Here is a 14,445-nt window from a genome sequence, read left to right as displayed (position 1 = left end):
AACGGCAGAGCGCCTCGCCCCTTCGTGGGGCGAGGCGCTCTGCCGTTCGAGCATCGAAGCGGTCAGGGGATCAGGCGCGGCCCTCCTGGCGCGTGGCGCCGCGGGTGTCGAGAGCGAGTTCCTCGGCGTCCATCGCGGCGATCAGCTCGCGCATGACCTCCTCATCGAGGTTGCCCGCGTCGCGTTCCGCGAGGAGGATGTCGCGACGCACCTGCAGCCACCCCTTCGACAGGGCAACGAGGTCTTCGTAGGAGGGTCGGCTCGCGGCATCCTCCACCTTCTGCGCCTCGTCGGTGTCCTTCTCGACCCGTGTCATCCGCTTGGTGAAGGCATCGAACACCCGGAGGTCGACCTCGCCGTACTTCGCCTCCCACTCGACCCGCTTCTCGGCGAGGAACTTCTTGCCGGCCTCTCGGCTCTTCGCGCGCACTTCGGCGAGCGCCGCCTCATCCTCCTCCTCGTCGACATCGCTGGCGATGCCGAGGCTGCGAATGAGAAGAGGCAGGGTCAGACCCTGGATCAGCAGCGTTCCGACGGTGACGATGAAGGCCACCACGACGATGGCGTGCGATGCCTGCGCGTCGAGGGTCGCGAGGTCGGCGGCGGCCACCGCGATCGCCAGCGTCACGACGCCGCGCATGCCGGCCCACGAGATGACGGCACTGTCCTTCCACGTGAGCGTGAGTCCGGTCATCCGGTCGCGCACGATCTGACTGCGCAGCTCGTCGGCGGTGTAATTGCCCCAGCGCCGCGACTTCTGATGCCGTTTCTCGAACTCGCCGGACTCGACACCACGATCCCAGCGCTCGAGCTTGCGGCGGTCCTGGAAGTTCGCCCACGCACTGGTCGGATAGATGTAGAGCGGCCGCACGATGACGACCACGAGCAGCACCGCCCCGGAGAGCAGCAGGATCTGCCCGACCGACTCGCTGCCCAGGTCGCTGAGCACACGGGGGAACTGCAGCCCGATGTAGGCGAACACGAAGCTCTCCAGCAGCAGGTCGGCCGAAAGCCACAGCGGCTTCTCCTGCTGGCGGGTGGTGTAGTCGGTGCGCGGCGAGTTGTAGCCGACGTACAGCCCCATCGCCACGACCGCCAGGACGCCCGATCCGAGCAGATGCTCGGCGATCGCATAAGCCCCGAACGGCGCGAGGAGTCCGAACGTGCCGATCACCACGGGATCGCTGATGCGCATGCGCAGCTGGTGCAGGACGATCCCGAACACCAGACCGACGGCCACACCCACTCCGACCGCCACCAGGAACTGCCAGATGCCGCCCCAGATCGAGACGGTGGCGCCCGCGAGGATCGCGGCGAAGACGCGGTACAGCGTGAGCGAGGTCGCATCGTTGATGAGGCTCTCGCCCGAGAGCACGGTCATGATGCGTCGCGGCAGCCCGAGCCGACGACCGATCGCCGCCGCGGAGACCGCGTCCGGCGGAGCCACGATCGCGCCCAGGAGCAGCGCGCCGGGGAGGGTGAGGGACGGCAGGATCCACCATGCGACGAAGCCGACGGCCACGGCGGTGAGAAGCACCAGCCAGATCCCGAGCCGGCGGATCTGCGGCAGGCTGCGCTTGAATCCGACGAACGACACATCGAGCGCGGCCGAGTACAGCAGCGGCGGCAGCACGAGGCTCAGGAGCACATGCCCATCGATGTCGAGGTCGGGCACGAAGGGCAGGAAGGATGCGGCGAGCGCCACGATCGTCACCAGCAGCGGGGCCGGCCAGCCTCGCCAGCGTGCGAACGCGGCGATCGCGACGGACCCGACGAGGACGTAGAAGATGCCTGCTTCCATGCCCCCACGGTATCGGGGGAATGGAGGCGCTCAGGTGCGCGTTGTGGTTGGGGATGTCCGATACAGCTCTCTCCGTCCTCGACCTCGTCCCGGTGCGCACCGGCCAGACCAGCGCGGAGGCCATCGCCGCCTCCCTCGCGCTCGCGGAGACTGCCGACCGTCTCGGCTATCGCCGCTACTGGTTCGCCGAGCACCACAACATGCCGTCGGTGGCATCGACCACTCCCCCGGTGCTGATCGCCGCTGCGGCCACCCGCACCTCGCGCCTGCGTCTGGGCTCTGGCGGCGTGATGCTGCCCAACCACGCACCGCTCATCGTCGCCGAGCAGTTCGCGGCACTCGAAGCGATCGCGCCGGGACGCATCGACCTGGGCCTCGGCCGGGCACCGGGAAGCGACCCGGTGATCACGCAGCTGTTGCGCGGCTCGGGGACCACCAGCGACGTCGAGCAGTTCCCCCGCCACGTGCAGGACATCGCGGCCCTGCTGTCGGCAGACGGGGCTGCGCTGCGTTTCACCTCCGGTGGGGAGTACACGGTGCGTGCGACGCCGGCCGCGACCGGCACCCCCGAGGTGTGGCTGCTCGGGTCGAGCGACTATTCCGCGCAGCTCGCCGCCTCGCACGGGCTGCCCTATGTCTTCGCCAACCATTTCTCGGGGCAGGGCCTCGAGCGCGCGCTCGACCTGTACCGCACCGGCTACCGTCCGAGTGAGGAGCACCCGGAGCCGCGCACGTTCCTCACCGTGAACGCGGTCGCCGCGCCCACGCAGGAGGAAGCGGAGGCCCGTGCACTCCCCCAGCTGCGGATGATGGCACGGCTGCGGCTGAACCAGCCGCTCGCCGCTCTCGAGACCGTCGAGCAGGCGGCGGCGGCCGTGACGGATGCCGCCACCGACGAGGTCGTGCGGGCCGCCCGTTCGCGCTGGTTCGTCGGCACCGGCGAGAGCGTCGCCGCCGAGCTGCATTCCTTCGCCGAGCGCTACGGCGTCGACGAGGTCATGCTCTCCCCCGTCGCCGGCGCCTACGACGCCGAGGCGAACGATGCACCGACCGGTCGCGCACAGACACTGGAACTGATCTCCGCCGCACTTCGCAGCTGACGTCGCGCGCCTGTCAACCCCTGGCTTTCCCGGCGGCACAGGCGTAGCGTCACGACCAGTGCCGACGACAGGGGCGCGGCCCCTTCGGCGAACGCACTGTCGGCAGCAGCAGAAGGAGTTCGACGATGAGCACGACCAAGACTCTCGCCCTCTGGGTCGCCTACGGACGCAACGGTGTCGTCGGCAGCATCCGCCACGACGAGGACGGCTACACGGTCACGATGGTCGGATCGGATGCGACGACCGGAACCTACCCGAGCCTGGCCTCCGCGAAGGGTGCTCTGCACTCCCATATGGCTCCGGGCAGCGACTGGCCGCGCTTCCAGGAGCACTGAACCACCCGCACTGAACCACCCGCACTGGACCACGGCATCCGCCCGGGTCCCGCACGGGGATGGCGCGCAGCGGGCGGGTGACGTCAGGCTTCCGGCTCGCCGGAGAGGATGCCGCGCAGCCAGTCGCGCGCCTCGACGAACACGTCATCGGAGTAGCGGTCGGGGTACTGCACGATCTGCCGGTCCGCGCGCGGATACGACCCGAGGAAGACCACACGAGGGCTGAATCGACGGATGCCGAGCAGCGCGTCGGCCATGCGCTCGTGCTCGATGTGTCCGTCGGCGTCGATCACGAATCGGTAGCGCCCGAGTTCGTCGCCGATCGGCCGCGACTCGATGAGCGACAGGTTGATGCCGCGGGTCGAGAACTGCTCGAGCATCTCCAGGAGCGAACCGGGGTGGTCGTGCGGGAGCTCCACGATCAGCGAGGTCTTGTCGGCACCGGTCGGCTCGGGCGAACGGGTCGTGCGGGTGACCAGCACGAAGCGGGTCACGGCCTGCGCGTTGTCGCCGATGCCGTCTGCCAGCACCTCGACGTCGTAGTGGTTGACGATGCCGGGTGCCGCGATGGCCGCCTGCGCGGGCAGCGTGCCGTCGAGGACGCCGATCGCGGAGGCGACGTTGCTCGACGCGGGAACGTGCGAGTGCGACGGCAGGTGCGCGCCGAGCCACCCATGACACTGGGCGTAGGCGACCGGATGCGCCGCGATCACCTCGACCTGGTCGAGCGTCGTCCCCCGCGGAGCGACCAGCACGAAGTTCACCCGCACGAGATATTCGCCGATGATGCGCAGCCCCGGAAGCGTGGCCAGAGCATCCTGCGTGGTGGACACCCCGCCCTCGATCGAGTTCTCGATTGCGATCATCGCGGCGTCGCTCCGACCCTCGAGCACGTCGGCCAGAGCCTCGCCCACGTTGTGCACGGGGCGCCAGTTCTGGCCGCGGGCCTCGGCCACCTGATCGAGCGCCGCCTCCGTGAAGGTTCCGGCAGGGCCGAGATAGCTGTAGGTACGGCGTTCAGTCACGGGTTTCACCTTAGCCCTCGGCGGGCCGACGGCTCGTCCGGGCGACTTCTCGGATGCGGTCCCGCCGAACAGGGGGCAGACTGAGAGGATGACCAGCCGTGCCGGCCTCCCCGCGGAGGAAAGTGACCTGATCGATGTCGACGAACTGATCGCCGCCTACTACGACCGCACGCCGAACCCCGAGGTTCCCGCGGAACGCGTCGTGTTCGGCACCAGCGGTCATCGCGGTTCCTCGCTGTCGAACAGCTTCAACGAGAATCACATCCTCGCCACGACGCAGGCGATCGTGGACTACCGCGACGCGCAGGGCATCACCGGCCCGCTCTTCCTCGGCCGCGACACGCACGCGTTGTCGCTGCCCGCCGAGCGCAGCGCGATCGAGGTGCTGCTGGCGAACGGCATCGACGTGCGGGTCGACTCCCGCGACTCGTGGGTGCCCACTCCGGCGCTCAGTCACGCCATCCTCACCTACAACCGCGGCAAGGCGGCCGACGACCCGAGCCGCGCGGACGGCATCGTCGTCACCCCCTCGCACAACCCTCCGCGCGACGGCGGCTTCAAGTACAACCCGCCGCACGGCGGCCCCGCCGACACCGACGCCACGGGCTGGATCGCCGACCGCGCGAACGCCCTCATCGCCGCCGGACTCGACGGCGTGAAGCTCGAGCGCTTCGCCGACATCGACTGGGATGCCCTCACCGGCTACGACTTCCGAGACGCCTACGTGCGCGACCTGCCGTCGATCATCGACATCGACGCCATCCGCAGCGCCGGGGTGAGCATCGGCGCCGACCCGCTCGGCGGAGCCTCCGTCGAGTACTGGGCACTCATCGCCGAGATGCACGACCTCGACCTGACCGTCGTGAACCCCGAGGTCGATCCGACGTGGCGCTTCATGACGCTGGACTGGGACGAGAAGATCCGGATGGATCCGTCCTCACCGTCGGCAATCGCCTCCCTGGTCGCGAAGAAGGGGTCGTACGACGTGCTCACCGGGAACGACGCCGACGCCGACAGGCACGGAATCGTGACCCCCGACGCCGGACTGATGAACCCGAACCACTATCTCGCGGTCGCCATCGACTATCTGTTCTCGCACCGCGACGGCTGGCCGCGCGACGCCGCGATCGGCAAGACCCTGGTCTCGTCGATGATCATCGACCGGGTCGCCGAGTCGCTCGGACGGCGTCTGCTGGAGGTTCCGGTCGGGTTCAAGTGGTTCGTGCCGGGACTCCTCGACGGCTCGGTCGCCTTCGGCGGCGAGGAGTCGGCCGGGGCCTCGTTCCTCCGCAAGGACGGCTCGGTCTGGTCCACCGACAAGGACGGCATCCTGCTGTGTCTGCTGGCCGCCGAGATCATCGCCGTCACCGGCAAGACCCCGTCGGAGCGGTACCGCGAGCTGGAGACCGCCTTCGGTGCCTCCGCGTACCAGCGGGTGGATGCCCCGGCGACGCCCGAGCAGAAGGCCACGCTCGGCCAGCTCGCCCCCGAGGCCGTGACGGCGACCACGCTCGCGGGCGAGGACATCACCGCGAAGCTCTCGCATGCGCCCGGCAACGGCGCGGCGATCGGCGGCCTCAAGGTGCAGACCGAGCATGCGTGGTTCGCCGCCCGCCCGTCGGGCACCGAAGACGTCTACAAGCTCTACGCCGAGAGCCTGCGCGGCCCGGAGCACCTCGCCGAGGTGCAGGCCGAGGCGCGCGCCGTGGTCTCCGCCGCCCTCGAAGGCTGAGCGGGCTCCGACCGTCGGAGGGAGGGCCGACGGTCGGCGGGCCGGCGGTCCGGAGGGCCGACGGTCGGGACGCTTCTCGGCTCAGCCCCGCACGCTCCTGCGCGCTCGATCCTGCGCGGCCCGTGCCAGATCGGCACCTGCGACGCGCAGCCAGCGCACGGGTTCGGCGCGCGCAGCCTCTGACGATCCGGCCAGACCGGTGAGGGAGGCGGTGGCCGCGAACAGCGCGGTGTCGGCGTCCGGGGTGATCCGACCGGCCGCGAGCATCGCGTCGGTCCCCGCGACGGCGGCGAGCCCGGCGAGGAACGAGGGGACCTTGCCGTCACCCGACTGCCCATCGTACGAACCCTCCCCCGTGATGACCACGTCGGCGCCGGAGATCGCGGCGTCGAGGCCGATGAGGTCGGCCACCTCGGCGGCACCGGGAGCGAGCACGCCTCCCCAGACCACGAGCGCAGCGCCCGTGCCCCCGGCCGCACCGTTGCCCTCGCCCGCGGGATCGACGCCGAGCAGCGCGGCGAGACGACGAAGCCCGTCGTCGACGCGAGCGATGTCGTCCGGCGATCGCAGGCCCTTCTGCGGGCCGAACACCGCGGCGGCACCGCGCGGACCGGTGAGCGGATTGGTGACGTCGGTGAGCACGCGCACCTCGGGTGCCGGGCGCAGGGCGGTCAGATCCGCGGATGCGATGGAGTCGAGCCCCCGCGCGCCGCGGGGAACCGGCGCCCCTGCGGCATCGAGGAACACTGCACCGAGCGCCGAGAGCATCCCGGTGCCACCGTCGGTGGAGGCGCTGGAGCCGATGCCGACGACGAGTCGCGAGACGCCATGGTCGAGAGCCGCGGCCAGTGCCTGCCCCAGACCGGTCGTGTCGGCATCCCACGGACGCAGCTCGCGCAGCAACTCGATCCCGGAGGTCGACCCGAGATCGATCACGGCCGTGCCCGCCGGGGTATCGCGCGTCGGCGGGAGCAGCAACCAGGAGGTGTCGATCTTCTCGCCGGCCGGTCCGTCGACCGTGATCGGCATCCGCACGGCGCCGGGCACCGCCGCCTCGAACGCAGCCACCGTGCCCTCGCCGCCGTCCGCCATCGGCCGGTGCACGAACTCGGCGGTGGGATCGACCGTCGCCCAGCCGTCGGCGAGGGCCGTCGCGGCATCCGCCGCCGTGATCGTGCCCTTGAAGCTGTCCGGGGCCAGCACGACCCGCGTCACCGGGTGATCCCCGGGGTGCTGTCGCGCACGATGATCTCGAGCGGCAGGGGCGCCTGCTCCCATTCCGCATCGACCGTCGCGCGGAAAGCCTGATATCCGACCTCGCTCAACGGCACGCGCACGGTCGTCAACCGCGGGGTGGCGTCACTGCTCGCCGGCACGTCGTCGAACCCGCAGACCGCGATGTCGCTGCCGACCTCGCGCCCGGATTCACGGATCGCGGACATCGCACCGAGGGCCACCACGTCACTGATCGCGAAGATCAGGGTGCCGGGTTCGATGCCGTCGACGAGAGCTTCTCTCATCTGGGCCGCCCCCGACTCCCGGCGGAAGTCACCCCGTCGCACGCTCTCGACCGCACCGCCTGCCGCCTCGAACCCGGCGTGGAAGCCGGCCAGACGATCATCCGAGGTCCGGACTCCGGCCGCCGCCCCGAGCGCGATCGCCGAACGGTACCCGAGCTCGGCCATCCGTCGGCCGAGCGCCTCCGCCCCGGCGCGGTTGTCGATCTCGATTCGACGCTCGCCCTCGCCGTCCGGCCCGAACGCCACGACCCGGCCGCCCAGGCGGACGAACTCCGCGAGTTCCTGCGCGGTCTCGGTCTCCGTGGGCTCCTGTGTGCGCGAGGCGGCGAGGATCAGACCTCGCGGCCGCTGCCCGCGAAGCGCACGCACGATCCGTGCCTCACGCGCCTGGTCGCGCTCGGTGATCGCGATCGTCACGACCAGGCCCTCCTCGTCGGCGCCGCGGGCCACACCCGACGCGATCAACCCGAAGTAGGGGTCGGCGATATCGGCGACGAGGAGGGCGACGACCGGTGATGTGCCGCGGGCGATCGACTGGGCCGAGACGTTCGCGGTGTATCCGAGCTTCTCCGCCGCTGATTCGACGCGTTCCCGGAACGACTCGGCGACTCGGCGCTCGGAACCGTTGAGCACCCGGGAAGCTGTCGCCAGGGAGACCCCGGCTTCTCGGGCGACGTCGTGCAGTGTGGGCGCCGGCCCCCGGGCGTGGCGCGGAGACCGCGTCGGCGACGGCCGCTCCGCGGACGTTGCGGGCTTGGTCATGACCCAGATCCTACTTCCCGACACGTGCGCCCGCCGGTACGGACGTCGGGTGGATGCACGGCTGTCGGCCCGGATCCGCGGTCTTCTCCCTGCATCCGTGCATCCTCCTAAGAGGCGGTACGAGACCGGTGTCCGAACACCTTCACGCGAGATGCGGGGAGACCGCGGCGGCGAACGTCTCGGCGGTGCGGCGCACCACGCTCTCGGGATCATCGGCCCAGATCTCGGCGTTGAAGATCTCGACCTCGATGTCGCGGTCGTACCCGGTCGCGACCACTGCGCGGGTGAGGGTGCCGAAATCGATCACGCCCTCGCCGGTGTAGTGCCGTGAGAGCAGCACGTCGGATGCGAGAGGCGTCTTCCAGTCGCACACCTGGTACGTGGCGATGCGTCCTTCACGACCGGCCCGCGCGATCTGCTCGAGCACCTGCGGATCCCACCAGATGTGCAAGGTGTCGACGGCGGCGCCGACCACCTCCGGATCGAAGTCCCCGGCGATGTCGAGCGCCTGGCCGAGCGTCGAGACGACGGCGCGATCGGACGCGTACATCGGGTGCAGCGGTTCGATCGCGAGCGTCACACCAGCCGCCTTCGCCTCGGGAGCCAGCACACCGATCGCATCGCGCACGCGCTGCCGAGCCCCGATCAGGTCGCGCGATCCCGCGGGCAGGCCGCCCACGACCAGGACGAGCACAGCGGTCGAGCCCTCGGCACCGGCCGCGGCCAGCGTCGCGGTCTCCTCGATCGCCCGGCGGTTGTCGTCCAGCGCCGCCGCCCGCTCCGCCCCGTCCGGCAGCGTGAAGAACCCACCACGGCAGTGCGTCGAGAAGCGCAGGCCCGAGTCGCCGAGCATGCGGGCCGCGACGTCGAGGCCGACGTCGTTCACCGGCTCACGCCAGAGTCCGATCGCCTCCACACCCGCGGCCGTCGTGACCCGCAGGGCCGTCGCGAGGTCGGCATGCTTGATGGTCGCCTGATTGATCGACAGGCGCGGGTCCGGGGCCGGGGCCTGGGCCTGGGCCTGTACCGGCGCCTGGGCCTGGGCCTGGGCCTGGGCCTGGGAGGGGAGGCTCATGCGTCCACACCGTTCAGACGCAGCATGCCGTGCCACCGCTCGCGGGCGAGGTCGGGCTGCTCCAGCGCCAGGGAGGCGTTGGCGAGCTCGATGATCCGGCTCAGGTGCGGCAGGCTGCGCGCGGAGTGCAGCCCGCCCACCATCTGAAAACCGGGCTGATGGCCGTTCATCCACGAAAGGAAGGCGACGCCCGTCTTGTAGTAGAACGTGGGAGTCGCGAAGACCTGCCTGCTCAGTTCCTCGGTCGGTCCGAGGATGCGCCGATACCGTTCCGGGTCGCCGGCGTCGAGTGCCTGGATCGCCGCCGACGCGACCGGGGTGATCGCAGCGAAGGCGCCGAGCAGGGCGTCGGAGTGCGTGCGCACGCCCGCCGCGTCCCCCGTGTCTTCCCCGAGTGCACGACCTGTCGCCGAGTGCACGGCCTGTTCACGCGAAGGAGGCGTCCGCTCGGCGAGATCGAGTGCAGTCGACGAGCCCGCCGCGGCGCCTCCGATCAGGTTCACGTAGTTGAAGTCGTCGCCCGTGAACATCCGGACGCCCTCGGGGAGACGATCGCGTACCGAGACCTCGGACTCGGCGTTCAACAGGCTCATCTTGACTCCCGCCACCTTGTCCGGATTCTCGGCGATGATCTCCAGGAGCACGTCCGACGCCGCCTGCCAGTCGTCGGCGCCGAAGTAGCCCGCGAGCTCGGGATCGAACGCCGCACCGAGCCAATGCAGCACGACCGGAGTGGTCGCACGCGAGAGGACCTCTCGATACACACGCCGGTAGTCGTCCGCGTCCGTCGCGGCACGGGCCAGGTGACGGGAGGCCATGAGCACGGGGCCGGCGCCCTGCTCCTCGGTGAAGTGCAGTTGCTCGAGGTAGGCGGAGATGAGCTGGTCGAGCGAGATGTGCGGTTCGGCGATGTGGTCGGTGTTGACACCCACCACGACGGATCCGCCCTCCTCACGGGCGACCTCGGCGCTGCGGGCGATCAGCTCGCGGGTGGCAGCGGCGTCCAACCCCATGTTCCGCTGCGCGGTGTCCATGGCATCGGCGACGCCGAGACCCCACGAGTACACGTTGCGGCGGAACGCGAGCGTGGCGTCCCAGTCGATGTCGGCCGGCTGCCCGGGAGTGTTGTCGGCGTGCACCTTCGGCACGACGTGTGCGGCGGCATACGCGACGCGGCTCTGCAGCGGGCCGGTCGGGCGCGTGTAGGTGCCGGAGTCGTTGAGGGCGACGTCAGCGACATCGCCGTTCGCGCGGAGGAGGCGCAGGGTGCTCATGCTCACCTCAGTCTCGGATGGGAAAGCGCTTTCCGAGAAAATGGCATGAGACGAGCGACGATCGCAACCATGTGTGGGGATCCCACGATCGGCCCGCCGGGAGGCAGACGATTGCGCACGGCGGACGCTGCAGCGTGCGCGGCAGCCGCGTCGTGCGATTCGACGCACAGGACGGCCGACCGATTCGACGCGCAGGGCCGCCGACCGGTTCGCTGCGCGGGGCGGCCGGCCCGCACGGGAATCAGCGCGACGCGGTACTGGCGCGCTCGACGAGTGCCGTCGGGATGACTCCGGATCCCTCTGCGGGCGCAGCGCCTTCGATCGCGTCCACCAGCGCTGACACCGCACGCTGGGCGAGCGCGGCGAAGTCCTGCCGGATCGTGGTCAGCGGCGGGCGGTAGTTCGCGGCGTCCGGCACATCATCGAAACCGATCACGCCGACGTCTTCCGGCACCCGACGGCCGTACTCGGACAGCGCCCGCAGCAGCCCGAGCGCCATCTGATCGTTGGCGCAGAAGACGGCGGATGCCATGCGCAGTTCCGCGCCGGCGGCGTAGCCCGAGTCAGCGCTCCAGTCACCCCGGACGACGGCGGGCGGACGGACGCCGGCGGAGACGAGCGTCTCCCGCCATCCGCGTTCCCTCTCGGCCGCCGCGAAGGAGTCGGCTGGACCGGCGAGATGATGCACCCCGCCTCCCCCGAGGGCGAGAAGCCGGCGTGTGGCTGCGGCGGCGCCGCCCGCGTGATCGCTGTGCACCGACGTGAACCCGTCCTCGCTCGGGGCGTCGACGACCACGAGGTGCAGCCCGGCAGGCCGCTGCGCGTCGGAGACCAGGGCCGATGCCTCGTTCAGGACGATCGCACCGTCGACCTCCTGCTCCGCGAGCCGATCGAACGCGTCAGCGACGCCGCGGGTGGCGGTCACGAGGGTCACCGCGTACCCCCGTTCCGCCGCAGCTTCGGCCGTGGCCTGCAACATCCGGGAGTTGCCGACGGTGGCGAGGGTGGTGACGACGAGTCCGATCGTCTGCGAGCGCCCGGTGCGCAGGGCTCGGGCCGCGCGGTGGGGGCGATAACCGAGCTCCCCCATCGCGTGCTCGACGCGGGCACGGGTGTCGGGGTCGACGCGGGGGCTGCCGTTGACGACCCGCGAGACAGTCTGTCCCGAGACACCGGCACGGGCAGCGACCATGGCCATGGACACACGTCCGGACGGGGGATTCCGACGGTTCGACCCCGATCCGTCGACGCGGTCGCGTCTGCTCTGCCCCACCTCATCCTCCATCCGCTACGACGTCGCGCGGGCCCCGCCTTCTATCTCAGAGGCGTGCGCGCAACTCCGTCATGTTGACGTTACCACGGCGCTGTGCGTACCATGTTGACGTGAACACGGACGATCTTCCTGAGTTGCGTACCGAGACTCTCGGCGCCGGCGTGGTCAGACACGCCACCACCCTCGCCGACGGCCGCGACCTCATCTACTACGACGACCCCGGCACCGCCCTGGGCGCCGACCGAGCCGTCGACGCGCGCGCCCTCGACCCCCGCCCGGAGACCGCGACGATGCGTCTCGACGTGCTCACCGGCGACTGGATCACGGTCGCCGCGAACCGACAGAACCGCGTGATGATGCCCGGCGCAGAAGCCGACCCGCTGGCCCCGCAGACACCCGGAAACCCCTCCGAGGTGCCCTCGCGGTACGACGTCGCCGTGTTCGAGAACCGCTCGCCCGCGTTCGGACCCGCCCTGGCCGCAGCGACGGGCGCCGCACCCCGGGCGTCGAACGCTCCTCGCGGGCTCGACGACCTCGCGACCCTCGGCCTCGGCCGCACGCGCACCGCCGTCGGCCGCTGCGAGGTCGTCTGCTTCAGCCCCGAGCATGCCGGATCCTTCGGTACACAGACCGTCACCCGGGCGCGTACCGTGATCGAGGCATGGGCCGACCGCACCGCCGCACTCTCGCAGCTGCCCGGCATCGAGCAGATCTTCCCGTTCGAGAACCGGGGCGAGGCGATCGGCGTGACCCTGCCGCACCCGCACGGGCAGATCTACGCCTACCCGTATGTGACCCCGCGCACCACCCGCGTGCTGGAGGCGATCGGCCGCACCGCCCCCGACCTGTTCCAGCACATCCTCGAGTCCGAGCAGGCGTCCGAGCGCGTGGTGTTCCGCGGCGAGCACTGGACCGCCTTCGTGCCGTTCGCCGCACGCTGGCCACTCGAGGTGCACCTGATGCCGCACCGCCATGTGCCCGACTTCGCCGAGACCACTGAAGCCGAGCGTGACGAGCTCGCCCCGCTCTACCTGCGGCTGCTGCGCGGCGTCGATGCCCTCTACGACTCCCCGACGCCCTACATCGCCGCGTGGCACCAGGCCCCCGTGCACGTCGGGCGCGACACCGTGCGCCTGCACCTTCAACTCACGAGCCCGCGCCGTGCCGCCGACAAGCTGAAATTCCTCGCCGGCTCGGAAGCGGCGATGTGGGCCTGGGCCGCCGAAGTGCCTCCGGAAGTCGGTGCCGCACGCCTCCGCGAAGCGATCGAGCGCGCCTCGCACGACCAGCCCGACACCGGAGATTCTGCATGACCGCCGCACACGACGATGCCCTCGCCCTCTTCACCCGCCTGACCGGGCGTGAACCCGACGGAGTCTGGTCGGCGCCCGGGCGCGTGAACCTCATCGGCGAGCACACCGACTACAACGACGGGTTCGTGCTGCCGTTCGCCATCCCGCAGCGCACGGTGGCCGCGGTCGGTCGGCGCGATGACGCCCGCGGTCGCGTCCTGGTCGGCTCCACATTCGCCGAAGAACCGGTCGAGGTCGCCCTCGACGAGCTCGACCGGCTCTTCCCCACTGCACCCGGCTCGCATCCGGCCGTCCCGGAGTGGGCCGCCTACCCGCTCGGGGTCGCCTGGGCGCTCGGTCAGGCGGCCGCCGAGCGCGGACCGTTCGGCGGGATGGACATCGCCATCGCCTCCGACGTGCCCGTGGGCGCCGGGCTCTCGTCCTCGGCCGCGATCGAGGGGGCGACATCCTCCGCCTTGAACGACCTGTGGGGCACCGGGTTCGACGGAACGGCCCTCGCCCGCATCGGACGACGGGCCGAGAACGAAGCCGTCGGCGCCCCCACAGGGATCATGGACCAGATGGCGTCGATGCTCGGCCGGCCCGACACCGCGATATTCCTCGACTGCCGCACACTGGAGACCCGGCTCGTGCCTCTCGGCGTCGCCGAGGCAGGCCTCGCGATCCTCGTGATCGACACCCGTGTGAAGCACGCCCACTCCACCGGCGGCTACCGCGAACGCCGGGCCTCGTGCGAACTCGGCGCCTCGATCATGGGAGTGCCTGCGCTGCGCGACATCTCGATCGACGACCTGCCGCGCGCTCAGAAGCTGATGGACGAGGTCACCTTCCGGCGCGTGCGTCACATCGTGACCGAGAACCAGCGGGTCCTCGACACCGTGCGGGTGTTGCGCGAGCAGGGCGTCCGAGCGATCGGCGACCTCCTGGTCGCCTCGCACGCATCGATGCGCGACGACTTCGAGATCTCGACCCCCGAACTGGACACCGCTGTCGACACCGCTCTGAGCGCCGGCGCCCTCGGTGCACGGATGACCGGCGGTGGGTTCGGAGGTGCCGCGATCGCCCTCGTCGAGCAGGCTGCCGTCGCATCGGTGTCGGATGCCGTGAACGCCGACTTCGCGAAGTCGCGGTTCGCGCCACCCCTCCTGTTCACGGTCACCCCGTCGGCCGGCCCCCGCCGCGACGCCTGACAGAATGATCCATCGGGCCGCGACGACTCCGCGGCAGGAGAGGAA

General features: G+C 70.8%; 12 protein-coding genes. 5 read left to right on the top strand and 7 right to left on the bottom strand.

Annotated elements, in window-relative coordinates; all coding sequences use genetic code 11:
• Positions 1-70: 70 nt before the first annotated feature.
• Complete coding sequence (locus ACLFA2_RS11705) at positions 71-1,801, bottom strand: cation:proton antiporter (protein WP_426621356.1); 1,731 nt, start codon at positions 1,799-1,801, stop codon at positions 71-73.
• Between the two features lie 53 nt (positions 1,802-1,854).
• Here ACLFA2_RS11705 and ACLFA2_RS11700 point away from each other — a divergent pair, with 53 nt between their 5' ends.
• Both ACLFA2_RS11700 and ACLFA2_RS11695 read left to right on the top strand, forming a co-directional pair.
• Positions 1,855-2,901 (top strand): LLM class flavin-dependent oxidoreductase, encoded by a 1,047-nt coding sequence (locus tag ACLFA2_RS11700; RefSeq protein ID WP_426621355.1) that lies wholly within the window; start codon positions 1,855-1,857, stop codon positions 2,899-2,901.
• A gap of 125 nt (positions 2,902-3,026) precedes the next feature.
• Complete coding sequence (locus tag ACLFA2_RS11695) at positions 3,027-3,236, top strand: hypothetical protein (RefSeq protein WP_021200014.1); 210 nt, start codon at positions 3,027-3,029, stop codon at positions 3,234-3,236.
• A gap of 83 nt (positions 3,237-3,319) precedes the next feature.
• On the opposite strand, the gene pheA is transcribed toward ACLFA2_RS11695, so the two are convergent.
• Positions 3,320-4,270, bottom strand: a complete 951-nt coding sequence (gene pheA / locus ACLFA2_RS11690; RefSeq protein ID WP_029259873.1) for a prephenate dehydratase — start codon at positions 4,268-4,270, stop codon at positions 3,320-3,322.
• A 79-nt stretch (positions 4,271-4,349) separates the two neighbouring features.
• On the opposite strand from pheA, the gene pgm reads away from it, so the two are divergent.
• Positions 4,350-5,993, top strand: a complete 1,644-nt coding sequence (gene pgm / locus ACLFA2_RS11685) for a phosphoglucomutase (alpha-D-glucose-1,6-bisphosphate-dependent) (protein ID WP_426621354.1) — start codon at positions 4,350-4,352, stop codon at positions 5,991-5,993.
• Positions 5,994-6,074: 81 nt separating this feature from the next.
• Here pgm and ACLFA2_RS11680 read toward each other — a convergent pair whose 3' ends face one another.
• The 5 genes from ACLFA2_RS11680 to ACLFA2_RS11660 form a co-directional block, all read right to left on the bottom strand.
• Positions 6,075-7,208, bottom strand: a complete 1,134-nt coding sequence (locus tag ACLFA2_RS11680; RefSeq protein WP_021200017.1) for a glycerate kinase — start codon at positions 7,206-7,208, stop codon at positions 6,075-6,077.
• Positions 7,205-8,275, bottom strand: a complete 1,071-nt coding sequence (locus ACLFA2_RS11675; protein WP_084487349.1) for a LacI family DNA-binding transcriptional regulator — start codon at positions 8,273-8,275, stop codon at positions 7,205-7,207. Before ACLFA2_RS11675 ends, ACLFA2_RS11680 begins: the two co-directional genes overlap by 4 nt.
• A 142-nt stretch (positions 8,276-8,417) precedes the next feature.
• Complete coding sequence (locus ACLFA2_RS11670; protein WP_426621353.1) at positions 8,418-9,350, bottom strand: sugar phosphate isomerase/epimerase family protein; 933 nt, start codon at positions 9,348-9,350, stop codon at positions 8,418-8,420.
• Positions 9,347-10,624, bottom strand: coding sequence for a dihydrodipicolinate synthase family protein (locus tag ACLFA2_RS11665; protein WP_426621352.1), 1,278 nt, complete (start codon positions 10,622-10,624; stop codon positions 9,347-9,349). The genes ACLFA2_RS11670 and ACLFA2_RS11665 overlap by 4 nt, the downstream gene beginning before the upstream one ends.
• Before the next feature lie 241 nt (positions 10,625-10,865).
• Positions 10,866-11,822 carry a LacI family DNA-binding transcriptional regulator gene (locus tag ACLFA2_RS11660; protein ID WP_426621351.1) on the bottom strand — a complete coding sequence of 319 codons (957 nt, stop codon included), beginning with the start codon at positions 11,820-11,822 and terminating at the stop codon, positions 10,866-10,868.
• A 185-nt stretch (positions 11,823-12,007) separates the two neighbouring features.
• Between ACLFA2_RS11660 and galT the strand changes: the two genes are divergently transcribed.
• On the top strand, positions 12,008-13,210 hold the full coding sequence (galT, locus tag ACLFA2_RS11655) for a galactose-1-phosphate uridylyltransferase (protein WP_426621350.1): 1,203 nt from the start codon (positions 12,008-12,010) through the stop codon (positions 13,208-13,210).
• Positions 13,207-14,400 carry a galactokinase gene (galK, locus tag ACLFA2_RS11650; protein ID WP_021200023.1) on the top strand — a complete coding sequence of 398 codons (1,194 nt, stop codon included), beginning with the start codon at positions 13,207-13,209 and terminating at the stop codon, positions 14,398-14,400. The genes galT and galK overlap by 4 nt, the downstream gene beginning before the upstream one ends.
• The last annotated feature ends 45 nt before the right edge of the window (positions 14,401-14,445 follow it).

The organism is Microbacterium sp. As-52 (genome assembly GCF_049949185.1).
GTDB classification, from domain to species: Bacteria; Actinomycetota; Actinomycetes; order Actinomycetales; family Microbacteriaceae; genus Microbacterium; species Microbacterium maritypicum_A.
Note: the sequence above shows the minus strand (reverse complement) of the source record. Positions and strands in the feature narration are given on the sequence as shown.

Coding starts and splice junctions, on each gene's coding strand:
- ACLFA2_RS11700 (WP_426621355.1), top strand. CDS start 1,855: ATGTCCGATACAGCTCTCTCCGTCCTCGACCTCGTCCCGGTGCGCACC.
- ACLFA2_RS11670 (WP_426621353.1), bottom strand. CDS start 9,350: ATGAGCCTCCCCTCCCAGGCCCAGGCCCAGGCCCAGGCCCAGGCGCCG.
- ACLFA2_RS11675 (WP_084487349.1), bottom strand. CDS start 8,275: ATGACCAAGCCCGCAACGTCCGCGGAGCGGCCGTCGCCGACGCGGTCT.
- ACLFA2_RS11705 (WP_426621356.1), bottom strand. CDS start 1,801: ATGGAAGCAGGCATCTTCTACGTCCTCGTCGGGTCCGTCGCGATCGCC.
- galK (WP_021200023.1), top strand. CDS start 13,207: ATGACCGCCGCACACGACGATGCCCTCGCCCTCTTCACCCGCCTGACC.
- ACLFA2_RS11695 (WP_021200014.1), top strand. CDS start 3,027: ATGAGCACGACCAAGACTCTCGCCCTCTGGGTCGCCTACGGACGCAAC.
- ACLFA2_RS11665 (WP_426621352.1), bottom strand. CDS start 10,624: ATGAGCACCCTGCGCCTCCTCCGCGCGAACGGCGATGTCGCTGACGTC.
- ACLFA2_RS11660 (WP_426621351.1), bottom strand. CDS start 11,822: ATGGCCATGGTCGCTGCCCGTGCCGGTGTCTCGGGACAGACTGTCTCG.
- pgm (WP_426621354.1), top strand. CDS start 4,350: ATGACCAGCCGTGCCGGCCTCCCCGCGGAGGAAAGTGACCTGATCGAT.